This window comes from Aeromonas sp. 603757 (assembly GCF_049171255.1).
Classification (GTDB): Bacteria; Pseudomonadota; Gammaproteobacteria; order Enterobacterales; family Aeromonadaceae; genus Aeromonas; species Aeromonas veronii_A.
The window spans coordinates 52,729-78,229 of the sequence record NZ_JAAKOE010000016.1; the positions used below are offsets into that span (position 1 = coordinate 52,729).

At 60.6% G+C, this 25,501-nt stretch carries 21 protein-coding genes and 1 riboswitch; of the genes, 8 read left to right on the forward strand and 13 right to left on the reverse strand.

Going from position 1 to position 25,501, the window contains the following annotated elements; genetic code table 11:
* Window positions 1-35 precede the first annotated feature (35 nt).
* Window positions 36-284, forward strand: a complete 249-nt coding sequence (locus G5332_RS15255; protein WP_005343091.1) for a hypothetical protein — start codon at window positions 36-38, stop codon at window positions 282-284.
* A gap of 160 nt (window positions 285-444) precedes the next feature.
* On the opposite strand, the gene dmeF is transcribed toward G5332_RS15255, so the two are convergent.
* A complete protein-coding gene (gene dmeF / locus G5332_RS15260; protein WP_227341451.1) occupies window positions 445-1,404 on the reverse strand; it encodes a CDF family Co(II)/Ni(II) efflux transporter DmeF in 960 nt (319 codons plus the stop codon).
* Between the two features lie 71 nt (window positions 1,405-1,475).
* Here dmeF and G5332_RS15265 point away from each other — a divergent pair, with 71 nt between their 5' ends.
* The 3 genes from G5332_RS15265 to G5332_RS15275 all read left to right on the forward strand — a co-directional run bounded on the left by G5332_RS15265 (window position 1,476) and on the right by G5332_RS15275 (window position 4,117).
* Complete coding sequence (locus G5332_RS15265; RefSeq protein ID WP_421311332.1) at window positions 1,476-1,751, forward strand: metal/formaldehyde-sensitive transcriptional repressor; 276 nt, start codon at window positions 1,476-1,478, stop codon at window positions 1,749-1,751.
* 170 nt (window positions 1,752-1,921) lie between these two features.
* A complete protein-coding gene (locus G5332_RS15270; protein ID WP_421311334.1) occupies window positions 1,922-3,118 on the forward strand; it encodes an aromatic amino acid transaminase in 1,197 nt (398 codons plus the stop codon).
* Window positions 3,119-3,184: 66 nt separating this feature from the next.
* Window positions 3,185-4,117 carry a LysR family transcriptional regulator gene (locus G5332_RS15275; RefSeq protein WP_216952117.1) on the forward strand — a complete coding sequence of 311 codons (933 nt, stop codon included), beginning with the start codon at window positions 3,185-3,187 and terminating at the stop codon, window positions 4,115-4,117.
* A 63-nt stretch (window positions 4,118-4,180) separates the two neighbouring features.
* On the opposite strand, the gene G5332_RS15280 is transcribed toward G5332_RS15275, so the two are convergent.
* From G5332_RS15280 to G5332_RS15295, 4 genes are all read right to left on the reverse strand, one after another.
* Window positions 4,181-4,504 (reverse strand): DUF1820 family protein, encoded by a 324-nt coding sequence (locus G5332_RS15280; RefSeq protein ID WP_376889282.1) that lies wholly within the window; start codon window positions 4,502-4,504, stop codon window positions 4,181-4,183.
* A gap of 124 nt (window positions 4,505-4,628) precedes the next feature.
* Window positions 4,629-5,528, reverse strand: coding sequence for a YjjW family glycine radical enzyme activase (locus G5332_RS15285; RefSeq protein WP_376889284.1), 900 nt, complete (start codon window positions 5,526-5,528; stop codon window positions 4,629-4,631).
* 10 nt (window positions 5,529-5,538) lie between these two features.
* Window positions 5,539-7,065: a YjjI family glycine radical enzyme gene (locus G5332_RS15290; protein WP_421311335.1), complete on the reverse strand. Its 1,527-nt coding sequence runs from the start codon at window positions 7,063-7,065 to the stop codon at window positions 5,539-5,541.
* Between the two features lie 164 nt (window positions 7,066-7,229).
* Entirely contained in the window at window positions 7,230-7,709 is a 480-nt protein-coding gene (locus tag G5332_RS15295; protein ID WP_227341454.1) for a L,D-transpeptidase family protein, read from the reverse strand.
* Between the two features lie 281 nt (window positions 7,710-7,990).
* On the opposite strand from G5332_RS15295, the gene G5332_RS15300 reads away from it, so the two are divergent.
* Window positions 7,991-11,170 carry a S41 family peptidase gene (locus G5332_RS15300; protein WP_421311336.1) on the forward strand — a complete coding sequence of 1,060 codons (3,180 nt, stop codon included), beginning with the start codon at window positions 7,991-7,993 and terminating at the stop codon, window positions 11,168-11,170.
* 6 nt (window positions 11,171-11,176) lie between these two features.
* Here the strand turns inward: G5332_RS15300 and G5332_RS15305 are convergent, their stop codons facing one another.
* Window positions 11,177-12,475: a ferric reductase-like transmembrane domain-containing protein gene (locus G5332_RS15305; RefSeq protein ID WP_421311337.1), complete on the reverse strand. Its 1,299-nt coding sequence runs from the start codon at window positions 12,473-12,475 to the stop codon at window positions 11,177-11,179.
* 149 nt (window positions 12,476-12,624) lie between these two features.
* On the opposite strand from G5332_RS15305, the gene G5332_RS15310 reads away from it, so the two are divergent.
* Window positions 12,625-13,014: a hypothetical protein gene (locus G5332_RS15310; protein ID WP_421311338.1), complete on the forward strand. Its 390-nt coding sequence runs from the start codon at window positions 12,625-12,627 to the stop codon at window positions 13,012-13,014.
* Between the two features lie 99 nt (window positions 13,015-13,113).
* On the opposite strand, the gene G5332_RS15315 is transcribed toward G5332_RS15310, so the two are convergent.
* The 4 genes from G5332_RS15315 to G5332_RS15330 form a co-directional block, all read right to left on the reverse strand.
* On the reverse strand, window positions 13,114-14,163 hold the full coding sequence (locus G5332_RS15315) for an HlyD family secretion protein (RefSeq protein ID WP_421249660.1): 1,050 nt from the start codon (window positions 14,161-14,163) through the stop codon (window positions 13,114-13,116).
* Window positions 14,163-15,503: a glycosyltransferase family 2 protein gene (locus tag G5332_RS15320; protein WP_421311339.1), complete on the reverse strand. Its 1,341-nt coding sequence runs from the start codon at window positions 15,501-15,503 to the stop codon at window positions 14,163-14,165. Before G5332_RS15320 ends, G5332_RS15315 begins: the two co-directional genes overlap by 1 nt.
* The gene (locus G5332_RS15325; RefSeq protein WP_227341458.1) at window positions 15,496-16,839 is read right to left on the reverse strand and encodes a diguanylate cyclase domain-containing protein; all 1,344 of its coding nucleotides are present in this window, start codon (window positions 16,837-16,839) and stop codon (window positions 15,496-15,498) included. Before G5332_RS15325 ends, G5332_RS15320 begins: the two co-directional genes overlap by 8 nt.
* Before the next feature lie 620 nt (window positions 16,840-17,459).
* Complete coding sequence (locus G5332_RS15330; protein ID WP_227341459.1) at window positions 17,460-19,304, reverse strand: M3 family metallopeptidase; 1,845 nt, start codon at window positions 19,302-19,304, stop codon at window positions 17,460-17,462.
* Between the two features lie 273 nt (window positions 19,305-19,577).
* Here G5332_RS15330 and G5332_RS15335 point away from each other — a divergent pair, with 273 nt between their 5' ends.
* Both G5332_RS15335 and gbpA read left to right on the forward strand, forming a co-directional pair.
* Entirely contained in the window at window positions 19,578-21,260 is a 1,683-nt protein-coding gene (locus tag G5332_RS15335; protein WP_421249663.1) for a methyl-accepting chemotaxis protein, read from the forward strand.
* Window positions 21,261-21,524: 264 nt separating this feature from the next.
* Window positions 21,525-21,610: riboswitch (cyclic di-GMP riboswitch) on the forward strand.
* A gap of 65 nt (window positions 21,611-21,675) precedes the next feature.
* Window positions 21,676-23,097 carry an N-acetylglucosamine-binding protein GbpA gene (gene gbpA / locus G5332_RS15340; protein WP_421249664.1) on the forward strand — a complete coding sequence of 474 codons (1,422 nt, stop codon included), beginning with the start codon at window positions 21,676-21,678 and terminating at the stop codon, window positions 23,095-23,097.
* Between the two features lie 150 nt (window positions 23,098-23,247).
* Here the strand turns inward: gbpA and G5332_RS15345 are convergent, their stop codons facing one another.
* Genes G5332_RS15345 through G5332_RS15355 form a run of 3 tightly spaced genes read right to left on the reverse strand, consistent with a single transcriptional unit; the run spans window position 23,248 to window position 25,501 of the window.
* Entirely contained in the window at window positions 23,248-24,084 is an 837-nt protein-coding gene (locus G5332_RS15345) for a transporter substrate-binding domain-containing protein (RefSeq protein WP_040067363.1), read from the reverse strand.
* On the reverse strand, window positions 24,081-24,842 hold the full coding sequence (locus tag G5332_RS15350) for an amino acid ABC transporter ATP-binding protein (RefSeq protein ID WP_421304273.1): 762 nt from the start codon (window positions 24,840-24,842) through the stop codon (window positions 24,081-24,083). The genes G5332_RS15345 and G5332_RS15350 overlap by 4 nt, the downstream gene beginning before the upstream one ends.
* Window positions 24,839-25,501, reverse strand: coding sequence for an amino acid ABC transporter permease (locus G5332_RS15355; protein WP_159142968.1), 663 nt, complete (start codon window positions 25,499-25,501; stop codon window positions 24,839-24,841). The genes G5332_RS15350 and G5332_RS15355 overlap by 4 nt, the downstream gene beginning before the upstream one ends.

A 25,501-nucleotide genomic window follows, 5' to 3' on the forward strand; every position in this document is an offset into this window, starting at 1 on the left:
GACTGGAGCTGAATCCCCCTTCACAGGAGAGCATCATGACAGTCAGTGAACTTCGCAAGCTCTATCAACAACAGATCCTGCAAGAGGCCGAAATACTCCACGACGTGGCCATCCCCGGCTGGATCATCGAATTCAGAGGCAATGATGGCGCCCTCTACGAGCTGACCGATACCCTCGGCTGCCCGGTCAGTTTCGATACGGTCGAACAGGCCCGCGATCATGTGCATCTGGTAGCTGACTGCCCGATGCAGGTAGAACACCTCTATCGCTTCTTCGAACGTTAACTCAAACCGTCACATCTCACCCCTAGCCCCGGTGAGGCTTGTACCAGGCACATAATCAGCACGTGCCTGCCACAGGCCTCCCCAGAAAAAACTGCTTCGATTTACTCGTGTTGCAGAGTACAAGTTGCACGCTATCTGGCATAGACAGCCATAAATCTGGCTATGGAGTGGCTATCTCTATGGTCACATGGACCAGCTCTTCATGTATCGCCAACCGCGCGCGGATCTCGCTGGCGGAGACAGGCGCAGTCATCAGCAGGGAGAGCACGCAGGCATACTGCTGCTGGCCCACCCGCCAGACGTGCAGATCGCGGATCTCGGCATCCGGCAGGTCGGCAATCACCTCACGGATCTCACCCACCAACGGGGTATCCATCTCGGCATCCAGCAGCACCCGACCGGAGTCGCGCAGCAGACCCCATGCCCACACCGCCACCAGTACGGCCCCCACTATGCCCATCAGGGGATCCAGCCAGTCGGCCCCCCACAGCATGCCCCCCACCAGTGCCAGGATCGCCAGCACGGAAGTGGCCGCATCCGCCAGCACGTGGATATAGGCGGCACGCAGGTTGAGATCCTGATGGCCGTGGTGATCGTCATGGTCATGATGATCGTGGTCGTGATGCCCATGATGGTGGTCATGCCCATGGCCGTGGTGATGATGGCCGTGATCATCCTTGAGCAGCCAGGCACAGGCCAGATTCACCAGCAGCCCCACCAGCGCGATGGCGATCGCCTGTTGATAGTGGATCGGGCTGGGATCGAGCAGCCTGAACACCGACTCGAACAGCATCAGCCCGGCCACCCCCACCAGCAGGAGAGCGCTGGTGAAGCCACCCAGCACCTCGATCTTCCAGGTGCCGAAGCTGAATCTGTGGTCGCGGGCAAAGTGGCGGGCGGCGCGGTAGGCCAGCACCGAGAGGCCGAGCGCCAGCGCGTGGGAACTCATGTGCCAGCCATCGGCCAGCAGCGCCATGGAGTTGTAGAACCAGCCGCCGCCGATCTCCGCCACCATCATGATGACGGTCAGCAGCACGGCCCAGCGAGTCTTCTGTTCGGCCAGCGGATTCCCTTCGTGGACGACGGGTTGGTGGCAGTGGGATGAGGCAAGGGATGACATGGATTTCTCCTGAGGACGACAATGCAATATACTATACCCCAGTATAGTTTTATTGATCGAGAGGATCCTGCATGTCACACACCATTCACGGTAAAAAGAAGCTGCTGGCACGGGTACGTCGCATCAAGGGACAGGCCGGTGCGCTGGAGCACGCGCTGGAGCAGGAGAGCGACTGCGCCGCCATTTTGCAGCAGATCGCGGCCATTCGCGGTGCCGTCAACGGCCTGATGCTGGAGGTGCTGGAAGGGCACATGCGTGAGCATCTGGGTGCCGAAGAGGCGACCCCGGCCGAGCGGCTGGAAGATCTGAATCAAGTAGTGCGGGTATTGCGATCCTATCTGAAGTAGGACCGGTGAATGAGGCTGCGGGCGACCCCGCATCATTCCGTTTACGGCTGTGTGGCGTCTGCCCGCCAGCCCCCGTCCCTTTCGGGCTTGAGCCACCGCCAGCTTTGCGCCATGATGTCCAGCCCGGCTGACCGCCGGTTTTACTGGACAGTCAATTTCAAGGATCCCCCATGTTTGAACACGTCGATGCCTATGCTGGCGACCCCATCCTGACGCTAGTCGAGACCTTCCACAAAGACACCCGCGAGCAGAAGGTGAACCTGGGGATCGGCCTCTATTACGACGAGCAGGGGCGCATTCCGCTGCTGTCGTCGGTGCAGCAGGCCGAAGCCCAGCGCGCGGCCGCCCCTGCCCCGCGCCCCTACCAGCCGATGGAAGGCGCCGCCAACTACCGCACCGCAGTGCAACACCTGCTGTTTGGTGCCGACCATGAAGCGGTCAAGGCGGGACGTATCGCCACCATCCAGACCATCGGCGGCTCCGGCGCGCTGAAGATCGGCGCCGATCTGCTCAAGCGCTACTTCCCGACCTCCGAGGTGTGGGTCAGCAATCCCACTTGGGACAACCACAAGGCGATGTTCGAGGGAGCTGGCATCAAGGTGCACGACTACCCCTACTACGATGCGGCCACCGGCGGCGTGCAGTTCGATGCGATGGTCGACTGCCTGAGCACTCTGCCGGCCAAGAGCATCGTGCTGCTGCACCCCTGCTGCCAAAACCCGACCGGGGTGGATCTCTCCCGCGCCCAGTGGGATCGGGTGATCGCGCTGGTGGTCGAGAAGAACCTGATCCCCTTTATGGATATCGCCTATCAGGGTTTCGGTGACGGACTGGAAGAGGATGCCTACGCCATTCGCGCCATGGTGGCCGCAGGGGTCAGCTTCTTCGTCAGCAACTCGTTTTCCAAGAACCTCTCCTTCTACGGCGAGCGCTGCGGCGGTCTGTCGGTCATCTGTCAGGATGCCGAAGAGGCGAGCCGCGTACTGGGCCAGATGAAGGCCACCGTACGTCGCAACTACTCAAGCCCTCCCACCCACGGTGGCCAGATCACTGCGGCGGTGATGAGCCAGCCGGAGCTGCACGCCCTGTGGGTCGGCGAGGTGACCGAGATGCGCACCCGCATCAAGGCCATGCGCCAGAAGCTGTTCGAGGTGCTGAGCGCCAAGGTGCCGGGCCGCGACTTCAGCTACTTCATCAACCAGCGCGGCATGTTCAGCTACACCGGCTTCACCCCGGAGCAGGTGGACAGGCTGCGCGAGGAGTTCGCCGTCTATCTGGTGCGATCCGGTCGCATGTGCGTGGCGGGCCTCAACAGTCGCAACGTCGACTACGTAGCCGACGCCATGGCCGCGGTGCTCAAGGGCTAATCCGCACCAGCCCCGCTTTGGCGGGGCTTTTTTGTCTTGTCTCTTCCCTTCGCTTGTGGAGTACTTATGGATCTGATCGCACTCTCTCGGCTGGGAGGTCGCCATCTGGTCACCCTGCATCTGCTGCTCGACAACCAGAGCGTCACCCGCACCGCCGAGCGGCTATGCACCACGCCTTCCACCGTTAGCAAGACCCTCAACCAGCTGCGGGGTCTGCTGGGGGATCAACTGCTCTACCGCCAGGGCAACCAGCTGCTGCTCACCCCCATGGCCGAGCGACTGGCTCCCACCCTGCACCGGTTGTTGGGGGAGCTGAACGGCCTCACTCGCCAGAATGCCTTCAACCCCCAGCAGTGGCAGGGCTGCTTGCGGCTGGGATTGCGCGAGAGCGTGATGACCTGGCCGGTGGGCCCCATTCTGGGTCAGCTGATGAAAGAAGTCCCGGGCATGGTGCCGGAGATCTGGAACAAGGATGAGCAGGGGCTGGAGGCGCTGGCAGCGGGCAAACTCGACTTCGTGATCCTGCCCCATGACCAGAGCCAGCCGTTACCGCGCCAGCCTGGGCTGGTGTGGGAGACCCTGCGGGAAGAGAAACTGGTCTGTCTGCTGCGCAAAGACCACCCGGCGCTGGCCAAGCCCTGGGATCTCGATGCCTACCTGAGCTGGCGCCATATCGCCATCCGGGATCAGGAGCTGGCCAACCCCTTCTTCGAGCAGAGCCTTGCCCAGCAACAGGTGCGTCGCCAGATTGGCGCCACCCTGCCCGATTTTGCCAGCGCAGCTGCCCTGCTGCCCCAGACCGATCTGATCCTCACCGCCATCGGTGGCTGGGCGGCATGCATCGCCAGCCAGCCGGATCTGGAGCTACGTCCGGCACCGTTCGATTACGGCAAAGTGAGTCACAGTCTGGTCTGGTATGGCCCGGCCGGTGATGGCTCGGCCCGCCACTGGTTCCGCCAGCGGATCCTGCAACTGGGTCGCGAGCTGGTCGAGCCCTGAGCCAGGTGACAGCGAGAAGAGATGGATGTTTCGCCACGGCGAAACATCCATGGCAATGAGGGATCAGGGACGTTTGGTATAAATGGGACTGGGGAAAGAGGCGACATTGCTACCCAGATCCGTGATGCGGGCAGCCCCCTGCTTTTTCACCTGATCGATGCGCAACACCTGATGCATGGGGATAAGGGTGTGACGCACATCGGCAAATTCGCTCTTGAGCTTTTCATGGCTGGGATCGACGATAAGCGCCGTGTGGTTGTCCCAGACAAAATCGGCGATCTCGATAAATCCAAACAGTTGGCCCTGATTCACCTCGCGCACATAAACCTCATAGCGCTCGTTGTGGCAAATAAACTGAACCCGATATAACGCATTGCTTTCACTCATGATTTATCTGTGATGGAGGAGGGACGGATGGGCAATATCATAACGAGCCCCAAGGCCCCCTCCAATAGACAGAAGTCACAGTTGTGTGCTTTTACTACACAGCAAGGGAATCGATCAGACCTCTTTAGATCAGCGGTGGCAAGGTCACCGCCCCCACTCCCGCAGCACGCAACCGACTCGCCAGCCACTCCAGCTCGCTGCGGGTCGCCTCTGGCCAAAACCTCGCCTCCCCCCGTACCCCGTGGTGGCGAAAGCCATTGAGGCGAATGGGCACAGGCCCCAGCTGCTGCAAGAAGGCGGCGAGATCCGCGTCCAGCTCACCATTCGCATCCAGAAAATCGCTCTTGCCCGGCACGTGGAGCAGCCGCAGTTCGGTCAGCTTGCTGTGACTTGCCAGCAGTTGCAGCGATGCCAGCACCCGTTCGCGGCTGTAACCGGTCAGCGAGAGGTGTACCGAGTCACGCCACCCCTTGAGATCGAGCATGGCACCATCGAGCACCGGCAATAGCCGCAGCCAACCGCTCTCGGCCAGCGAGCCGTTGCTGTCTAGCAGGCAAGTGAGATGGGCCAGATCCGGCGCGGCCTTGATGGCGGTAAAGAGCGCAACCACGAAGGGGAGCTGAGTAGTCGCCTCACCGCCTGAGACGGTAATCCCGCTCAGCAATGGGCCGTAGCGGCGCAGCAGGGCCAGCACCTCGGCCACCGTCATGCTGGCGGTCTTGGGATTGGCACTGCGCGGGCAGACATCCAGACAGGCGTCGCAGTCGGTACAGAGCGCCGCCTGCCAGCGCACTCTGTGCTCGCCAGAGTGACCCTCATCCAGAGAGAGGGCACCGCTCGGGCAGACCGCAAGGCAGTCGCCGCAATCGTCGCACAGCCCTATGGTGTGCGGGTTATGGCAGCCGGGGCAGCGAAAGTTGCACCCCTGCAGAAACAACACCAGCCGGTTGCCCGGCCCGTCGACACAGGAGAACGACAGCACCCTGCTCACCAGAGCGCTGCGTGTTGGCAAGACATCAGCCATCGGTGCGAACTCAATACTCGCCGATGGTCGATTCGTGGGCGACTACCCGCGGAGCCCGCTGACGAATGGCGGTCACTTCACTCGCCTCGGCACCGAGACAGGTGGTCTGCAAGCGCGATCCCTCCTCTGCGAAGCGAGCCACGTCGCTCTTGCGGATCATGTAGCCGGTCACCCGCACCAGATCGCTGTCGGCCACGTTGGCGGTGAACTCGCGCATGCCGATGGCAAGCGCTCCCTTGCAGAGCTGCAGCAGTGCCTGCGGGTTCTGGCGGATGGTGGGATCCAGCGTGAGGATCTCGCTGATCCCCGAATGGTAATAAGTGTGGTGCGGCGCCAGCGCCAGCACATGGCTGGCCGGATCCGGCTCCTGCCCGTAGGGGATGCGCACCCCGGGGGTGACTGCCACATCGATGCTGAGGCCACCTTGCGAGTGCAGCAGGGCGCGACCACCCCAGGCATGGGTTTGCGGCGTCGCAGTGACATATTCCGAGAGCTGGGCCGAGATGCGATAGCCAAGCTGGTTCGCCTCCTCGCCGTGACCATAGCGATCCGGCAGATTCTCTTTATCCATCAGGATATTGACCGCTTCCGCCATGCCGTAGATGCCGAACATGGGGACGAAGCGATCCTCATCCAGCAGCCCCTCTTTCACCAGGAAGCTGTTGAAGAAGCCGGACTCCTGATGCAAGAAAGCGGCCCGCGCTTCGATCAACTGGGAGGCCAGACGGCAGTAGTGGGGCAGCAGGCAGCCGAGGAAGTCATCGATCCCCTGGCACTGCTCGGCGACCCGCTTGAGGGAGATGCGCACCAGGGTATTGGCGCCACCGGCCTGCGGCAAGGCGTTGTAACAGCTGACGATGCCAAAACCACGCTGGTCAAAGGTATCGCGATGGATCGGGTAGTTGGCGATGTGCGGCTTGCTGCACTCGGCGATGTTCTTCACCGCCTGCAGCAGCAGGCTGTCCGGGGTCTGCTCCGGATCGTGGAAGAAGGTGAGGTTCGGCGCCACCTGCTTGAGCTCGTTGTCGATGCGCAGGATCAGGCGGCAGATGCGGTTGTCATCAGGCCCGATGTTGACGTGCATGAAGGCGTCCGGCAGCACCCGATCCAGATAGACCCAGAACCCCTTCAGCTTGCGATAGAGGCTCTCGTCATCCAGTTCGCCGACAAACGGCAACAGCAGATGGTCGAGCCGTCCCAGCCAGACCGGCATGCCGGTGACGGAGGGGACATGGTGATAGAGGATGCGCAGGGCGTTGAGCGCCTCGTCGAAATCCTGCGGCGCCGTCAGCTCCAGCCAGGCAGAGCCCTGAGTCAGGAATTTTTCATAGTCCGGCAGCACATAACGCGGCTTGTAGGGGGCATGCCCTTCGAACATGTCGCAGATAAATCCCTGCTCCATCGCCTCGGCGACTGCGGCAGGCTGGTCGGGGTAGGGCAACGCATTCTCGGCGGCCAGCGCCAGTGCGTGGCTCTTCTGGGCAGCGGAGAGATGGGGATCGCGCACGATGCGCTGACAGGTTTCGATCAAAGACATGGGACACTCCTTCACGGATAGAACCCATATCCTTACCATTTACAGGCTTTTTTTGAAGTGACATTCACAACAATGCGAATGTCTCAAAAAGACATCCGTTAAAGGGGATCACAACCAGAACAGAACGGGGGCCTTGTCTGCCGACAAGGCCCCCGTTCTGCGGATCAGGGCTCGATGATGATGGGCGTACCCGGGTCAATGGCATTCCAGAGCTCATCCATCTCGTGGTTAAGTACCGCAATACAACCGTTGGTCCAGTTGGAGGGCTGTACCCGACGGTTACCCATCCGGTTAAGCTGACCATGGATCATGATCATGCCACCCGGGTTCACCCCCAACTCATTGGCGCGCTTGATATCGTCCAGATTCGGGTAGTTGATATGTATCGCTTTATAAAAGCCGGAGTTGCTCTTCTTGTAATCCAGGGTGTAGCGCCCCTCCGGGGTACGTTGATCCCCTTCCCGCTGCTTGTGCCCCTTGGGAGCCGGGCCCAGTGCAACCCAGTAGCGCTTCAGTTCCTTGCCATCCTTCATCAGGGTGAGGCTGTAGGTAGACTTCTTGACCACCACCAAATCGGCTTTTTCGGTAAAGGCAAAACTCAGCGCGGGCCACAGCCCCAGCACACACAACAATACGGCTCTCATTCCATCCCTCGACAAGCCTCTGGCAGGGCTTTTTATGGTTGTCACATCATCTGAATAGGCTCGCCCGTTGGCGAGCGAGCGCCATGATATTGGATCGCCATCAATACTCAATAGACCCAATAAAACATATCTTGGCTGCGAACGGTGAATGGTCCATGAACGACCTGCGCAAACATGACTAATTGACAATAAAAACAAAAACATAGATTACATTTTCTGGCTAGCCATGATGCCGCAGATCGGTAAATATGTAACAATTGAACCTGATTCAGGATGACATCATGCCTCTGCACTTCTTGCCGAACTCTTCGCTGACCCGCCTGCTGCTGGTCAGCGCACTGCTCTGGCTACCCGCCAGTGTCGCCGCCGATGCGCTCTGGCTGCGCGAGCCCGCCCTCTCCCCCGATGGCAAGCAGCTTGCTTTCACCTGGCAGGGCCGCATTTTTGTCGCCAGTGCCGAGGGTGGCCCCGCTACGGCGCTCACCGGCAGCGACTACCTGAGCCAGCGGCCAATCTGGTCGCCGGATGGCAAACAGCTCGCCTTTGCCGCCAATCTCTACGGCAACGAAGATGTGTTCGTGGTGCCTGCCAGCGGCGGCGAGATGGTGCGCCTCACCCGCGATTCGCGCACCGATCTGCCGCAAGCCTTCAGCGCCGATGGCAAACGACTGCTGCTGAGCAGCCAGCGCCTGGGTGCGCCCGATGCCGACCATTTTATCGCGGAAGGCTACCAATGGGGCGAGCTCTACTGGACCCCGATCACCGGCGGCACCTTGCAGGCCGATCTGCCGCTGCCTGCAACTCTCGCCCGCCCCCACGGGGAGCGGCTCGCCTATCAGATGCCCGCGGCGGATCAACCCTTTCGCAAGCATCAGCACTCGTTTGCGGTGCCCCGTCTCTGGTTGTTTGATGGCAAGCAGCACAAGCAGCTGACCGAAGATCGGGTGGCGGCCACCGATCCGGTCTGGAGCGACAAGGGAGATACCCTCTTTTACCTGAGCGAGCGCAGCGGCGATTTCAACGTCTGGCGCCGGGATCTCGCCAGCGGCAAGGAGCAACAGCTGACCCACTATCAGGGCCATCCGGTGCGGGGGCTCAGCGCCTCTCGCAGTGGCGATCTGGTCTGGTCATGGCTGGGTGAACTCTATCGCCTCGATGCCGGTAGCAGCGAGCCACGCAAGCTGACCCTCACCCCGCAAGTGGCGAGCACGCCGGATGAGGCGAGCGAGGCCCTGACCCTGGCAGATGAAGCGCTGGCCAGCGAAGAGGCGGACGAGCTGATCCTGGTGAGCGAGGGCAACCTGTTTGCCGTCGACCCCGAGCGGGAGCGGGTGCGCCAGCTGACCCGCGATCCGAGCGAGCAGTCCAGCCCCCTCTTTGCCGAACAGGGGCGCGCCCTCATCTATCTGTCGGAGCAACAGGGGCACGCCGCCCTCTATCGCCTGCGCAAGGGTGATCCGGATCTGCTGTTCAGCGATCCCGGCACCCTGACCGAGAGTCTGCTGCTGGCGATTCCCGGCAAGGGGATCAGCCGTCCGGTGCTCTCCCCCGACGGCAAGCAGCTCGCCTTCGTGGTGGATGGCCAGGCCATCCACCAGCTCGATCTGGCGAACAACAAGCAGCGGGAGCTGGTGCCTGCCAGCTTCAACCCCTCGCGCCACGAGGTACATCTCGCCTTTGCCCCCGACTCCCGCCATCTGGCGCTCACTTTCCGCCCCGATGCGGCAGAGCAGGAGATCGCGGTGATCGATACGGCCAATCCCAAGGCCAAACCGGTCAATGTCAGCCTCAACGGCTATCAGGATGGACAACCGGGCTGGAGTCAGGATGGCGCCATTCTCTACTGGCTATCGACCCGGTTTGGCGCACTGGGGCCCGATGGCGAACCCCTCGTCACCAACCTGCTCGGCATTTACAGCAGCCGCGCCGCCAGAGCCGATGCCATTGCCGAACTGGAGCCGCCGAAAGGGGGATACGGCTTTGAGAGCGATCGTCTCAACCATCGCGAAGCACTGCTGCTGCAACCCACCGGCACCCTGCTCGCCAGCCGCATCATCGGCGACCAGCTGATCTATCTGGTGGAGGAGATGGGGGTCAACAGCGAGAGCGAGATCAAGGGCTACAGCCAGGATCTGCGCAAGGGCAAAACCAGCGAACTGTTTGGCGAGCAGCCCGGCCCTGCGCTGGCAAGCCTCAACCAGCAGGGCACCCTGGCTACCCTGGTGCGGGATGGTGAGATCACCCGGATCCACCTCGACTCCGGCGAAGCCACCAGCGCCCCCTTCGCCTTGCAGCCCACCAGCCGCTGGCAGGAACGCATGACCGCCGCCTTCGATCAGATCGCCCGGCTCACCCGGGACGAGTTCTATCTGGACGATATGAACGGGGTAGATTGGGAGAGCTATGTCGCCGCTTACCGCCGCCTGCTGCCGGGCATCGGCAACCCGCGGGACTTTGGCAACCTGCTGGCGGAGCTGGCTGGCGAGCTCAATGTCTCCCACACCTGGGGCAGCGGCCCCGCCCCCTTCCCGCGCATGGCGGACGAGACCGCCAGCCTGGGCGGCTACTGGCAGGATGGCGAGCAAGGGGTGATGCTCACCGCCCTGCTCTCTGGCGGCCCGCTGGATCAGGAGAGCGATATCTCCTCGGGCGCCCGCCTGCTCGCCATCAATGGCATCCCGATTGCCAATCTGGCCGAGCAGGATCGGGCCCTCAACCATCAGGCTGGCGCCCGGCTTGCCCTCACCTTCCAGCAGGAGGGCAACAAGCAAACTGACGAGGTGGTGCTCACCGCCATCGACAAGCAGCAGGAGTACCAGCTGCAACAGGATCGCTGGATTGATAAACGTCGGGAGCTGGTGGCCAGGCTGAGCGGAGGACGGGTCGGCTATGTCTATCTGCCAGCAATGAATAGCGAGGTCTACGATGCGGTGGTGGCGGATGCCCTCGGCAGACAGCGCAATCGCGAGGCGCTGATCGTCGATGTCCGCTTCAACAGCGGTGGCTATCTCGCCAATACCCTGGTGGAGTTTCTGACCGGCAGCGGCAGCGCCAAGGGGATGGCCAGCAGTTGGCCCCGTCAGGGCAAGGGTGAAACCGACGCCGCCACTCGCCAGTGGACCAAGCCTTCGGTGGTGCTGGTGAACGCTGGCAGCTACTCGGAAGGCTCCGCCTTCCCCGAGTACTACCGCACCCTCAAGGTCGGCCCCATCGTCGGCGATCCGGTGCCCGGCACCGGCACTATGGTCTACAGTCACGACTCCCGGCTGATCCCGGGCCTCTCCTACGGCATTCCGACCCTGGGGCTGCGCAAACCGGACGGTGCCTTCTACGAGAATCAGGAGCTGATCCCGGATCTGCAGGTGCCCCTCACTCCCGCCGACATGGTGGCCGGGCGCGACCCGCAACTGGAGGCGGCAGTACAGGCCGCCCTCAAGCAGTTGCCAGCCAGCACCAAATAACTGCGCTCAACGAAAGCGAAACAGCTCGCGATGCAGATGCCCGTCCGGCAACAGCCGGGTCAGGGCATCTGCCATCCCCTCCGGCCCGCAAAACCACACCTGCTCAGGCGCATCCTGCGCGATGCGAGCCAGATCCAGTCGCCCGGCCGCCTTGTCCAGATGCAACTGATAGCGCACGCCGGTACGATGACAGAGCTCCGCCAACCGTCGGTGGTAGACAGCCCCCGCCAGATCCGGCGCACACTGGATCAGGGTGATCCCCTCGCCCCGCTCGCCACGGGCAGCCAGCCCCTCCAGCCAGGCGACGAACGGCGTGATACCTATCCCGGCCCCCAGCCAGAGGGCTCGTCCTCCCCCTTGCGGGGCGACAAAAGCGCCATAGGGGCCGGTCACCACCACCTCATCCCCGACGCGTGCCTCTGCCACCAGCTGACGGGTATGATCCCCGAGCGCCCGTACCGCGATCACCAGCTGGCGCCGATCCGCCGACACCCGCACCAGGGTAAAGGGGTGCGGCCCCTCCTTGGCGTCAAATTCGAAAAAGGCAAACTGACCCGGGCGGTAATGGGCGAGCGGCCGCTCCAGCAGCATGGTCAGCTCGCAGGTCTGATCCGCCAGCGTCCGCACCGCAACGACCCGGCCGGGATGGCGCTTGCGCGCCCCCACTTGCCCCAGCAGGGAGTAGAGGGCCCCGATAGCGCCGATCCCGCCGATCAACCAGATCGCTACCCCAACCGGCGTCATGGCTCCCACCTGAGGCAGCAGGCAGAGCCCGTGCCCCCAACCCGCCAGATAGATGAGCGGCGCCAGTCGGTGGATCAGCCGAAAACGGCCATAACTCACCAGCGCCAGCAAGCTCACCACCACCAGTGCGATCAGCAGATAGAAACTCCACTCCCCCAGGGTATTGCCAAGGGCATGGAGCGAGATGCCATTGCCGGCGCCAGCACCAGCTGCGGCAGCACTGGCCCCACGCCGGGCGGGGCGGCTCAGCCAACCCGCCGAGACCGCCCACTTGGGCGCCTCTACCAGCAGCCAGTGAGCGGTCAGTGCCAATGCGCCGCCGATGGCCGTCTGGCGGTGCCATCGCAACATCCGGTCCAGACCGCCACACCACACCTCCAGCTGCGGCAGACGCAACGCCAGCAACAGCGAAATGGCCATATAGGCCATCCCCAACAGGCCCGTCAGCAGCAACATCTCATGGCGCCAGGGCCACACCCCGTTGGCGTCCCCCGCATAACCCAGCCACCAGACCCCGACCGCCAGCAGCGGCAACAGCCACCACACCCATTTGTTCGTCATAACATGCTCCCTGGTTCCATCGCGGCAGGGACTCGTCCCTGCTCATGGTTCCATTACAACCCCGTCCGGTCACAAGACTTTGCCAGAGGGGGAAGCTTGTGTGGCAATGTGTGACAAACGGGAACAAAAGAGGGGCCGACTGGCCCCTCATGATCACCCTTGTTGGCTCGCCCCTTTTCACAGGAGATGGCGCACAATCCACCTCCGCTGTGATTGACGACCTGCCAGCAGAAGGAATCAAATGGGGATGTTACATATCTGCGGCGGAAAACCTGCCGCCCACTCCCCCGGACAAGGAGCCCCCCTTGCTTTCATCCACCGAACAACGCGTCTGCCCGAGTTGTCAGCGCGAGACCAACCATGTCGTGGTGCTGGTCGACAAATCCTTTGGTCAGCAGCTGACACCGGAACAAAAGCACACAGCATTTATCAAAGACTTCATTACCGGCTGGGCCTCCGGCCCCTTTCTGGCCAACATGGATCGCTTTGAACGACATGCCATCTGCGAGCATTGCGGAAATAAAGTCATTGATGAATGAAAAAGGGAGGGGCAATTGCGGGCTTCCATACACCAGCCACCTTTTATGGCCGAAACCCAAAAGAAGGCGTTGCGATTCAGGATCACAACGCCATAGACGTCAATCAAACAACACTGTCACCGGCAACCCTTCCACTTGCAGGTTCGGGGGTAATTTTTCATCCAGCGAGAGTGCGACCTTGAGGGTTGCTTTCTCCCCTTCAAACGGTGCGGCTAACTGAGCCGGCAACTTGTCCGCCAGCTCGACCTGTCTGGCGACCCTGGCAGCCAGACGCTCCCCGCTGGGCAGCTTGACGACAGCCTTGTGTCCAGGAGCCATTGAAGAGAGATATTTGGGCTGCACATAGGCTATCACCAGCGGGTCTTCTCGCTTCGAGATAAGTGCCAGAGGAGCCCCCGAGAATACCCAGTCCCCCTCCTGTACCAGCACATCTGAAACCTTGCCAGTCGCCGGAGCTCTTGGCTGTTGATGGTACGCCATCGCTTCCATCTCGGTCAGCTCCTGATCGAGCAAGTGACGAGCACTGGCTAGCGGTCCGGTCAGTTGGTCCTCACTGATTTGCAGTTCCTGCGCTATCTTCTCTGCCCTTGCCTTCTGCAGAGCTATGCGTGACTGAGTCCAATTCAGCAGGGCCGTTGCGTACTCTGCACTGGATACCAGCTTCTCTTTTTTATAACCGGCATACTCCTGATAGATGACCTCCTGCTCCCGGCTCCCCCGTTCGGCAATACCAATCTGTTCGTCCAGATTGTGCAAGATAGCCTGTTCAGCCTCAGCCTTGCTCAATTCGATGGCCGCTCTGCGCGCTTTTCGTTCCGCCATGTTGGCCTTGAGGGTTGGAGATTCGAACTGCATCAGGGCATCGCCTTGTGACACCCCCTGGCCGGGAGCCGTGTAGATGTGTCGAATAAAGCCATCCCCATTGGCAACAACCAGTTGCGGCTCGGTGGTAATGATGGCTGGCGCCTGGGTCAGCCACCACTCGCGCCCCAGATACCACAGCAGAATAATAACGGGACTGAATGCCAGTAACAGGATGAGATACCAGCGAGCCTTGAAGGCGACACGCTTGGCGGGGGCATACAATACCCGGATCCCTTCATCCGACGTGGCATCCTGCTTCTTGGGGGGATTGAATGTGACTTTCATCAGAATTTATTTCCTCGTTTTAATACCCACCAGGGGGCCATGCTGCTCTCTTCATGACCGCGCCGGAACATCTCATTCAACAGTGCGATGGCGCACCACAAGCGCATCAGCAAGGTGTACACCGGGTAAAGACACAACCATGGCAGCAGACGTAGATCTGCCTTCGGGCGTTCAGATATAGCCAGCAAAAACACAGCGAAATTAACCAGGGTAAGAAACAGGTAAACCAGATAGAGACAGATCATCAACGCAGCGACAAACTGCCCCGGATAGCTAAGCACCAACCACCAGCTATAACCCATGACCAGCAGGGGCAGCACCACGTTTTGCGCCACCCCGTAGATCAAGGTAAACAAAAAGGTCTTCCAGCCCAGAATACGCGGCGTCAGGGAGAGCTTGTGCTTGCGCAGATAGAGAAACAGCAGATCTCCATCCCAGCGTAAACGCTGCTTGGCAAGCGTGATCACGTCTGCGGGCGCATCGGTGTGACCGATGGCACGAGGGGCGAACCCTATCTTTAAAGCCGGATGGCGTTTGAGGTAATGCTTAATACGGACCGTCAGATCCAGATCTTCTGCGGTATGGGTATCCCACCCACCAATCTGGCGCAAAAAATCACGACGAAACGCACCGAAGGCTCCCGAGATATTGTTGATGAGGTTCCACTCGCTCAGTCCCGTCTTGCCCCCCTGCATGGAGATCATGTACTCAATGCTCTGCATCCGGGTCAGTACGCCATCGTTCAGATTTCGCACCCTTAATGCCCCTCCCACAGCAGGCACATCAGGATCATCGAAACAAGCCACGATCTCATCGATCATGTTGTTGTCAAAGGAGGTATCTCCATCCGCGTTCATCACTATCTCGCCAGTCGCAGCGGAGAGACCGGCATTGAGAGTGGAGACCCGGCCTCCCCTCTGCCATTTCGGTAGCAGGACCAAACTTCTGTTCTCGCACCCCTCGAATTCACGAACACAATTGAGCGCAGCCTGATAGGTATGCGCGTTGGCCTTGGCGCCATCAATCACAGCCATGATTTCCATTTGACCGCGATAAAGCTGTTCCTTGAGCGTCAATATGGTGGAGCGGATCGCCTCACCTTCCCCATAACAGGTGATGATGCAAGACACTTTGGGACAGCGCCGAGCGCGCGGCAGTTCAGATGCCCTGGGAAGCTGGCGCGCATACCATTTCAGGATCCCGGTCAACGTCAGCGCCATCAGTGGCACCTCCATCAACAGCAACATGGGCAACAGCAACAGAATCATCCGGGGAGAAAACTGGAGGCTACCCAGTATCTCTATCAGGATGTAGTGCACCGTATTCATCCACTCATGCATCCGGGCTATCTCCATCCAGCCACTGGCCGAGCCATACCGCTGTATCGTCGCCCAACAGGGCGGGCAAAGGTTGTACTTTCACCGCCAGCGTCAGAGCATCCAGTCCCTCGATGAGATTCAATGCCTGAATGCGCTCCTGCAGAATGCGCCAGTCGTCGGCATCCGTATGCGGCAACAGCAATAACAATCGGTCATCGGCATACTGGCAAACGACATCGGTATCACGGAATAGAGCTTGCAAACGGCTGAGCAGAGCGGCCAGTCGCTGCTGAGTCTTTAGCATGCCCAACTCGGCACGCAACTCAGCCAGATGCTCAACCCGAATAGCCAGCAAGGTATGGCAGCCACCATGGCGTTGCAGCAAGCTATTGTTCCATTGCAGCAACCAGGGGAAGTGCTCCATGGCCATAGGGGTACCCCAGGTCAACGGCAGATGCAGTTGTTGAGTTCCTTCCCGTGCGATGTGGCGGGCCAGCTTGCCGATGCGATATTCATAGATGGGCGCAACCACCAGATCATCGGGTTTGTGCGCCTGGCCACATTCATGGCAACGCGCCTGGACGGCAGCCTCCATAAAACGGGCATGGCATGACAAACAACGGAATTTCTCAAGGGGCCTGTCATAGTCAACACCGATGTGACGCAGAGTCGTGACGCACTTGGGACAACGCAGCACACCCTGTCGCATGAATGCATCCTGATCATCCACGTGCCCGCAGGTGAAGCAGTGCACAGCTGGCTTGGCCTGGATGGCGATATGAGCGCATTCGGGACACACATCGACAAAATTGAGATGTGCCGAGTTGCAACTGTGACAAAGACGTACCCGGTCCACCAGCTGCTCACTCTGCAATAAACGCTCTGCAACCAGCTGCGGGAGGGCATCCCCTGCTTCGCTGCCCAGCAGGCAATCCAGCAGGGGATAGCTGTACCCCTGACGGCAACCAGCCTGCCAACGTGGCAACAAGCGAAAATGGGAGCGAGGCCAGCTGTACCAAGCCAGCTTTTCCATGTCATCCGGATGCTCTCGAGGGGTCAACAACGCCAACCGTTCAAGCATGTCAGAGGCCCGTTCATCCAGCTGTGTCAGGAGACCGTCGGCCAACATGGGAGAGAGCGGGCTCTTCACAACACAAAATACCGGCTGCAAATAACGTATCGGGTCACGCCGCACAGCCTGCAATACCCTGTCCTGCTCATCTGCAGGCAGGTTGAGCAGTAATACCGGCTGCTGCAATGGATCCCAGCAGGACAGATCGAGAAGTGGCAAGGCAACACGATCCACCGAGCCTCCCAGCAGCGCAATCTGACCGGGGTGTTCACTCGTGCTCATCATGGGGAAATAACCTCTTTCCATTCACTGACAAATAGATACCAAGCCAATAAAACGGACCCGCCTGTTGCCATGCATCGGCAGACTCAGGCAATGTCGCGAGATGCGCATTGCCCTGCACGGACAGCACAACAGCAGTGTCAACGTTATCGACGGATAGCATGAAGCAGGCGAACGCGCAGAAAGAGTTGAGAGCTGACGCCATTTTCATGTGCGGCTCAGCCATCTCGGGGGAAGAGATCTGAAGCTTTCCGAGCCCGACTCACATCGGGGGTGGCAAGGTGGGCGATTTTGCAGTTGTGGACAATTTAGTCAACCCGGAAAGATGAGAATAACTAGCAGATAGTTGAATGGATCAATCTTTATGCACAAAGATGACTACAAAAAGCACTATTAACAGAAAAGACAAAAGAGCGTAACTCAGTGAATCTACTATCTTGCAGCCTACAATTCCTATTCATGTTCATATGAATACATATCTGATGGCAAAATGCGGACCCAATCGGCAAGGCGACAAACTGTGTCGCGCACCTGCCAATAATATGGCAGCGTCTGCCACGGTTACGACAACGAATAACCATGAAAAGCACAGCTCCCGGCCTGATCACCGGGAGCTGTGCGGATTATTCGGCTGAAACCGGTTGGTAATGGTTGACGATCCACGCCTCGAAGTCGGCCAGCATGCGGGTTTCCGACTCGTTGTTGTCGGCGATAAGCTCGGCGCCGTGGACCACCCGGATATGGGCATCGAGCGGGCTTCCCTCGCCAGCCGCGGGGCGCTGCTGGGCTGCGGCCATGCAGGCTTGCGCCTGTTGCCACGCCTCAGCGGCGCTCAGGTTGCACGCCTCGGCCAGCGGCACGGCACTGAAGCCTTCACCAGTCAGGCTGCGCAGGGTCTCATCATGAGTCATGCCGTTGCCCGGCCCCCAGTAGTGGGCGGCCAGATCCGGCCCGATGCGCGGGTTGTCGGTGAGGTAGCCATCGCGCTTGAGGAAGTAAGCGCGGGTCTGTTCCACCGCCATCAGCGCCAGCAGGTAGCCGTGATAGGCGCAGGCCGACTCCTGATTAAGGAGGTGCGGAATGGCCAGCAGCGGGCGCGGGCTCTCGACACCGAGGATCTTGCGCTCCCACTTGCGGGCCAGCGCCAGCACAGCCTCGGGAGTACGTTCAGCCTCATCCATGGCGTAGAGATCCCGCTCGAAGTAGGCCACCAGCGCGATCTGACGTTCGTTAAAAGCGCGAAACGGCTGACGGGCGGCGATCATCTCCTTGATAAGCGCATCGGGGATCGCCTCTCCTGCCGCATTTCTGGCGTAGCGTTTGAGCCAGTCGGCATCGTCCAGCAGGCTGTCGCAGAACATCGACTGGGTCTCGGCATAAGCCATAGAGGTGGGCGGAAACTCCTGTGAGAAGCAGGGGGCATTGCCGGTGACATTGGCAAAATGCGCGGCGTGGCCCCCCTCGTGGAACAGGGTGTTGAGCCCGCTCCAGCCGCTGCCCACCTGCGCCGGATCGGCCAGGCTGGTGAAATTGACCACCGCAGGTATCCACTCCCCCTGCTGGAAGAAGCTCGGCACCGGGCCGTGGCAGAAGCCGTTCTCGTATTTCCCCTCCCGGGTCAGCAAGTCCAGGGTGAGGGTCGCCCCGCGATACTGGATGCCGAGACGACGGAAGCTCTCGACCCAATCCTTCAGCGCCCGCGAGAAGGGCACATAAGGATCGAGCTGGCGGGTTACATCACCACTGATGGCGTAGCGCAGGTTATGGGGCATCAGGGCCGCCTCCCCCTTGGCCGCTTTCAGCTCGGCAAGGCTTTGCTGCAGCCGGGCGTCGGTGCGGGAAATGAAGTCGTCGAGGATGGCGAACAACTGCTCCGGGCTCATCTGCTCGTTCTTGCGCACCTTGTAATCGAAGTAGTCGCGATAGCCCATGGCGCTGGCAAAGCGGTTGCGCAGCGCCACCACCTCGAGAAAGCCGTTGCCGACCACCCACTGCTCCAGGGTGTGGAACATGGCGAGCGCGCTCTGGCGCACCGCCTCGCTCGGGCTGGCGGCAAGGGAGGTACTGGCGGCGGGTAGGCTACCAGCCACCTGCTGGCCATGCTCATCCAGCAGGGTCAGTTTCAGCCCCTTGCGGCGGGCGAACAGCGCCGCCTCGGCAGCCACCAGCTCATCCATCAGGGCGGCAGCGGCGGGATCTTCAATCACATTGCACTCGAAGAAGGCGATCCAGCCTTGCAGACCGCGCTTGATATCATCCTCGTCGGCCTGCGCCAGCATCTCCCGCAATTCGGGCAGACGGGCCGGATTGGCGCAAAAAGCCTTGTAGGCCTGCTCGGCCGCGGTAAAACCGGCCTGATCGTCGCTGGTACCCATATAGGTGGACCAGAAGAGATCCTCCTTGCGCCTGTGTACCTGCAGATAGTCGGCGTTGAGCTGGTTGAAGTAATTCCTGGCAATGGAACTCATAAATTCCCTCTTGTTATGGGGTCACCCGCAGCGGGGCCCACTCCTTTTTTAGTGAAATGCCAAATGATTCACACTCTTTGGCAAAAATTGCGCAGGGATGCGCCTGAACACGCTACCAAAAAATGGGGAGTGCTGTCTGCTGGCTATACTGTTGTCAAAACGCTCATTTAAGGGCGCGCGACCACTGGTTAATAGTAAATAAGTTGTTACATCAAGCAATTGGCTGCCGCAGTAACGAGCCATAGAAAATCAACAGGGAATGAGGGTTTCGTCATGTTCAAGCTCGGTGATATCACCGTGAGCCGCAAATTGTTTTTGCTGCTCACGTTGGCGTTTGTCGGTTTTGTCTCGCTGCTGTTCATCTCGGCCAACGCGCTCCAGCGCAATCTGATGAGTGAGCGAGAGGCGCGGCTCAATGCGGTATTAAGCCAGGCCATGAGCCAGATCCAGTTTCTGGCCAGCACCCTGCCTATGGAGCAGGCGCAGCAAGAGGCACGCAAGCTGCTGACCAATATGCGCTTTGACGACAACAACTATCTGTTCGTGATCAATGAGAACCGCCAGATGCTGGTGCACCCCATCCGGCCGGAGCTGGTCGGCCAGACCATGGGGGAAGGAACAGGTGCCACCGCCGGGCAGTTCTGGTATCAGATGGTGGATATCGCCAAAGGGGGCAAACAGGGCACCCTGCAATATGTCTGGACAGGCCCATCGGGTGAAACCGCCGACAAGCTCTCCATGGTATCCGGCTATCAGCCCTGGGGCTGGATCCTCGGTTCCGGCATGCTGCTGCAGGATATTCAGCAGACCATCTGGGCCCAGTACATGAAGATGGGGACCGCCACCGCCATCGTGATCCTGCTGATGGGGTTGCTGGGCTGGCGCATCACCCACTCCATCGTCTCCCCCCTCAGTCAGATCAACCACGCCATGCAACGGGTCGCCAAGGGGGATCTGGTGGTGAGCATCCCGGTACAGGGCAAGGATGAGCTGGGAGTGGTCGCCCGCTGCACCAACCAGAGTCTCGATGCCATCCGTCACGCCCTGCTGGAAGCCAGTCAGGGGGCTCGCAACGTGGCGGATGCCGCCCTGCGCATCGCCGCCTCTGCCGAGCAGACCAATCAGGCGGTGACCAGCCAGCGGGATCAGCTGGCCCAGCTCGCTACCGCCATGAACGAGATGAGCGCCACCATCTCCGATGTGGCCGGACACGCCGAAAATACCGCGCGGGATACCCAGGAAGCGACCGGAGAAGCCGGGCTCGGCAACCGCGACGTTCACGCCAGCGTGCACGGCATCAAGGCGCTGGCCACCGAGGTGGAGCAGGCCACCCAGCAGGTCAACCAGCTCAAGGAGGGGGTGATGCAGATCAGCGAAGTGACCGCCGTCATCAGCGCCATTTCGGAGCAGACCAACCTGCTGGCCCTCAACGCCGCCATCGAAGCAGCACGGGCTGGCGAGCAGGGCCGCGGCTTTGCCGTGGTGGCCGACGAGGTGCGCCAGCTGGCCAGCCGCACTCGCCAATCCACCGAAGAGATCCAGAGTACCATTGCCCAGCTGCAGCAACGGGCCGTCACCGCCGCCAACGCTATGGATACCAGCCGCAAACTGGCAGAGAGCAGCGTCAACCAGTCCCAGCAGGCGGGGCAGGATCTCACCCTGATCGTCAACCACATCCAGCATGTAAGCGACATGGCGACCCAGATCGCTACCGCCGCCGAGCAGCAGAGCATGGTGGCCGAGGATATGAACCGCAACGTCAGCGGCATCAACGACTCGGCGCTGGAGATGTCCCAGTCCGCCTCGCAACTGGCGCAGGAGAGCGAGCTGCTGGCCGGTCTCTCCCGCAGCCTGGATGAGCGGCTTGCGGTGTTCAAACTGGGCAAGGAGTCCTCCACTGCGCCAATGATGGCTCCTGTGTCTCCCCCCTCCGGAGAGCAGCGCGCCCGTCATTGATGGCGTCAACCCGTGTCGCTTTGTCACCCGACCTGCCAGCCAAGCTGGCAGGTTTTTTTACGCCGCCAACACGCAATCGGCATGCACCTTATCGGCATATTCAACGGTATTCGACGCCATTCACAAATTAGAGAACAATTTAAAAACAGTCAGTTAGAATGATTTGCGCGTCGCTGAACGATGTATTTAAACATTCAACTTCAAATAATTAATCAATGCGGTGCACAATGGTGATGGCCGAACATTTGGCCCATCACTAACCATCTAGTCATTTGGCAAACTGACCGAAAGGTCGGGACGCAAAGCCTCCGGTCTACAGACGTTTTGTCCAGGATAGCGGGGTTGCCACACGCAAGTGTGCATCGGGGAACTCCCCGGCCAACTGACTGCCCACATCTATCGAACAGAGGAATGTATGGCAGCAAAAATCCAACTCAATCACATCGCGGCGATGCTGGCCCTGCTGGCCAGCGGTAGCGCCCTGGCCCACGGCTACATCAGCCAGCCCGAGAGCCGCAACTACCTGTGCAAAACCGGTGGCAACAGCCAGTGTGGCGGCGTGCAGTGGGAGCCCCAGAGCGTGGAGGGCCCCTCAGGCTTCCCGCAAACCGGCCCGCAGGATGGTCAAATCGCCTCGGCGGGCAGCCCGCGCTGGAGCGAGCTGAACATCCAGACCAGCGACCGCTGGACCAAGCGTGAAGTACAGCCCGGCCCCTTCGCCATCAGCTGGACCTTTACCGCCAACCATGTCACCCGCAACTGGCGCTACTACCTCACCAAGCAGGACTGGAACCCCAACCAGCCGCTCACCCGCGCCTCGTTTGATCTGACTCCCTTCTGCGTCATCGACGGCAACATGGTGCAGCCACCCAAGGAGATGACCCATCAGTGCGTGCTGCCGGAGCGCACCGGTTATCAGGTGATCCTCGGCGTGTGGGAAGTGGGCGACACCAGCAACAGCTTCTACAACATCATCGATGCCAAGTTCAAAGATGGCAGCCAGCCGCCGCTGGAGTGGAGCCAGGCAGGCACCATCTACCCCTCCATCGACCTCGCGGTGGGTGACAAGGCGATGACCCGGGTATTCGATGCCAACGGCGAGCGCCCCGATCTGCAGACCGTACTGACCATCACCACCGCCGAGCAGGGCCAGAAGAACAGCTGGGCCCATGCCCTCGCCAGCAAGATCAACGCCGAGCAGAGCCTGATCCGCGCCGGTCAGCAAGGAGCCGATAGCCAGTTCAATCCGGTCTACGGTATGAACCCCGTCTATCTGCATCGAGACAGCAAACTGGATCGAGTCGAGATTGATCTGCAACAGCTGCAGCCGCCGGTAGTGGACAGCATCAACGTCAGCGGTCTGGCCAGCGACTATGTGCTGGACAACGGCAAGGCCACCCTCGATTTCACCGTCACCGCACAGGGAGATCTGGCCGTCACCAACACCCTCTATGACCACGGCGGCGTCGCCAAGGGTGAAAGCAGTGCCGACATCAAGGACAGCAGCCACACCTTTACCATGGCGCTGGAAGGGCTCAAGGCAGGTCACCACCAGCTGGTGATCAAGGCCACCCCGAAAGCGGGCGGCGAGACCATTCAGCAGACCATGGATCTGATGTTCAAGGAGCAGAGCAGCGGCGAATACGACTTCGTCTTCCCGAACTCGATCAAATCCTATGCCGCCGGCACCAAGGTGCAGCAGCCGAAAAATGGCAAGGTCTATCAGTGCAAGCCCTTCCCCTACAGCGGCTACTGCCAGCAGTGGACCACCACAGCAACCCAGTACGAGCCGGGCATAGGCTCCCACTGGCAGATGGCGTGGGATGAAGTGCACTAACCCACGCTTGGCCACATAAAAAAGGGCGTCCTCTCTAGCAGGGGACGCCCGGAAAAATCAAACCTTGCGGTTTGCATACCAACGGAACCAAGACCTCACTCTTCACTTACTTCACACACTCAACACACTCTTCAAAACAGGGTTTGTCCATTAACCCTGCCATTTTCCTCCTTCGACAATCACATCATTCGGATCGGTATCAGGGCTCAGCTTGTCACGCACATACTGGTCATAGAGTTTCAGCAGGTACTTCTCCTCACCCAGCTTGGCGAGACGGTCGTTGACCCAGTCACGCAGCTCGATATTGCCCTTCTTCACCGCCGGGGCAATGGGATCTTCCGAGCCCAGTTTTTCGGGCAATACCCGATAGCCCGGGTTCTCCTTGGCCCAGCTGAACAGCACCAGGTTGTCCTGGGCGTAGGCATCGCCGCGCCCCTGGGCCAGCGCCTGCAGGGATTCGGTGTTCTTCTCGAACTTGAGTACCTTCCACTCCGGGTGGTTGCGGGTCAGCCAGATGTCGGCCGTGGTGCCGGTGGTCACGATCAGGGTCTTGCTAGCCAGATCATCGAGCTTCTTGGCCGGGCTCCCTTCCGGCACCAGCACCTGTACCGCCACTCGCAGGTTCGGGTTGGTGAAATCCACCACCTCGCGCCGCTCCGGCGTCACCGTCATATTGGCGAGGATCAGATCCACCTTGTCGCTCTGCAGGAAGGGGATGCGGCTGGCTGGCTCCACCGCCACGAACTCGATCTTGTTCTCGTCCCCCAGCAGATCCTTGGCGAAGCGGCGACCCAGATCCGTGTCAAAACCGACGTAGTTGCCCTTCTCGTCCACGTAGCCAAACGGCGGCTTGTCGGTGAATACGCCGACGATGAGCTTGTCCCGCGCCTTGATCTTGTCGAGGGAACCGTCCGCCGCATGGGCAGCGCCGCTGGCGATACCCAGTCCCAATAAGGCACTAAGCAGAACCGAGGTGATTTTTTTCATGCTGACTCCTTTCGTTTGATGACATTTGTATAAGAAAACTTGGCGAGGAACTGGCGCGCACGCTGGCTCCTGGGATTGTCGAAAAATTGGTGGGGGACGGCCTGCTCCAGAATGTGGCCGCCATCCATGAAGACGATGCGATCCGCCACCGCCCGGGCGAAGGCCAGCTCGTGGGTGACGATAAGCAGGGTCATGCCGCTGCCGGCGAGATCGCGGATCACCTCCAGCACCTCCTGCACCATCTCGGGGTCGAGGGCGGCGGTTACCTCGTCAAACAGCATCACCTGCGGGTTCATGCACAGCGCCCGCACGATGGCGATGCGCTGCTGCTGACCGCCGGAGAGCTGGCGCGGATAGTCATGGCGCCGCTCCCACAGGCCGATGCGGGTCAGCAGCTGCTCGGCTTGCAGCAGCGCCTCTGCCCGCTCCCGCTTTTGCACCTGCAGGGGGCCAAGCAGCACGTTTTCCAGCACCGTCAGGTTGGGGAAGAGGTGATAGCTCTGGAACACCATGCCGATCCGCTGGCGCACCCGCTGCCAGTCGGTAGCGCCGTCCAGCAACACACCATCGAAGCGGATCTCGCCCCCCTGAATGGGCTCGAGCCCGTTGAGAGTGCGCAGCAAGGTGCTCTTGCCACAACCACTTGGCCCCAGGATGACGATCACCTCCCCGGCGCGCACGCTGAGGCTGATCCGATCCAGCACCAGATTCGGGCCGAACTGTTTACTGACAGAACCGAGTTCAAGCAGAGGTGTCATACCGCATTACCCCATTGTTGCTCCAGCCGGCGCGAGGCGAGCGAGAGCGGATAGCAGACCAGAAAAAAGAACAGAAACAGCAGACCGTAAATAAGCAGCGAGCCATAGGTGCGCTCGATGATCTGCTGGCCCACCTTGATCACCTCCACCACCCCGATCAGCACCGCCAGCGAACTGGTCTTGATGATGCGGGTGTAGATGTTGATGGTCGGCGGTGTCAGCCGCTGCAACGCCTGCGGCAGCAACACATGGCGATAGAGCTGCCAGGTCGAGAGCCCGAGCGCCAACCCGGCCTCCTGCTGACCACGGGCGAGGGAGTTGAGGCCACCGCGCACCACCTCTCCCACCTCGCTGGCGCCCCAGAGGGCGAGTACCAGCACGGCGCACCAGAAGGCCGGAATATCGAGGCCGAAAAAGATCGGCAACCCGAAGAAAAAGAGATAGAGCCACACCAGCACCGGCACTACCCGAAACAGCTCGAGATAAAGCCGCAGCAGACCCCGCACCAACCGGCCGCCCTGTTGTGCCAACACGCCGTAAGCGATACCGCCGAGGGTGGCAAACAGGATGGCCAGCAGCGAGATGGCGAGGGTCTGGCCTGCGCCCACCGCCAGCAGTGGCAACGCCTGCGTCAGCTGCTCAGTAACGGAATTGACCAT

Bases quoted from the DNA above. Each gene is read 5' to 3' on its own strand.
- G5332_RS15255 (WP_005343091.1), top strand. From the start codon at position 36: ATGACAGTCAGTGAACTTCGCAAGCTCTATCAACAACAGATCCTGCAA.
- dmeF (WP_227341451.1), bottom strand. From the start codon at position 1,404: ATGTCATCCCTTGCCTCATCCCACTGCCACCAACCCGTCGTCCACGAA.
- G5332_RS15265 (WP_421311332.1), top strand. From the start codon at position 1,476: ATGTCACACACCATTCACGGTAAAAAGAAGCTGCTGGCACGGGTACGT.
- G5332_RS15270 (WP_421311334.1), top strand. From the start codon at position 1,922: ATGTTTGAACACGTCGATGCCTATGCTGGCGACCCCATCCTGACGCTA.
- G5332_RS15275 (WP_216952117.1), top strand. From the start codon at position 3,185: ATGGATCTGATCGCACTCTCTCGGCTGGGAGGTCGCCATCTGGTCACC.
- G5332_RS15280 (WP_376889282.1), bottom strand. From the start codon at position 4,504: ATGAGTGAAAGCAATGCGTTATATCGGGTTCAGTTTATTTGCCACAAC.
- G5332_RS15285 (WP_376889284.1), bottom strand. From the start codon at position 5,528: ATGGCTGATGTCTTGCCAACACGCAGCGCTCTGGTGAGCAGGGTGCTG.
- G5332_RS15290 (WP_421311335.1), bottom strand. From the start codon at position 7,065: ATGTCTTTGATCGAAACCTGTCAGCGCATCGTGCGCGATCCCCATCTC.
- G5332_RS15295 (WP_227341454.1), bottom strand. From the start codon at position 7,709: ATGAGAGCCGTATTGTTGTGTGTGCTGGGGCTGTGGCCCGCGCTGAGT.
- G5332_RS15300 (WP_421311336.1), top strand. From the start codon at position 7,991: ATGCCTCTGCACTTCTTGCCGAACTCTTCGCTGACCCGCCTGCTGCTG.
- G5332_RS15305 (WP_421311337.1), bottom strand. From the start codon at position 12,475: ATGACGAACAAATGGGTGTGGTGGCTGTTGCCGCTGCTGGCGGTCGGG.
- G5332_RS15310 (WP_421311338.1), top strand. From the start codon at position 12,625: ATGATCACCCTTGTTGGCTCGCCCCTTTTCACAGGAGATGGCGCACAA.
- G5332_RS15315 (WP_421249660.1), bottom strand. From the start codon at position 14,163: ATGAAAGTCACATTCAATCCCCCCAAGAAGCAGGATGCCACGTCGGAT.
- G5332_RS15320 (WP_421311339.1), bottom strand. From the start codon at position 15,503: ATGCATGAGTGGATGAATACGGTGCACTACATCCTGATAGAGATACTG.
- G5332_RS15325 (WP_227341458.1), bottom strand. From the start codon at position 16,839: ATGATGAGCACGAGTGAACACCCCGGTCAGATTGCGCTGCTGGGAGGC.
- G5332_RS15330 (WP_227341459.1), bottom strand. From the start codon at position 19,304: ATGAGTTCCATTGCCAGGAATTACTTCAACCAGCTCAACGCCGACTAT.
- G5332_RS15335 (WP_421249663.1), top strand. From the start codon at position 19,578: ATGTTCAAGCTCGGTGATATCACCGTGAGCCGCAAATTGTTTTTGCTG.
- gbpA (WP_421249664.1), top strand. From the start codon at position 21,676: ATGGCAGCAAAAATCCAACTCAATCACATCGCGGCGATGCTGGCCCTG.
- G5332_RS15345 (WP_040067363.1), bottom strand. From the start codon at position 24,084: ATGAAAAAAATCACCTCGGTTCTGCTTAGTGCCTTATTGGGACTGGGT.
- G5332_RS15350 (WP_421304273.1), bottom strand. From the start codon at position 24,842: ATGACACCTCTGCTTGAACTCGGTTCTGTCAGTAAACAGTTCGGCCCG.
- G5332_RS15355 (WP_159142968.1), bottom strand. From the start codon at position 25,501: ATGGTCAATTCCGTTACTGAGCAGCTGACGCAGGCGTTGCCACTGCTG.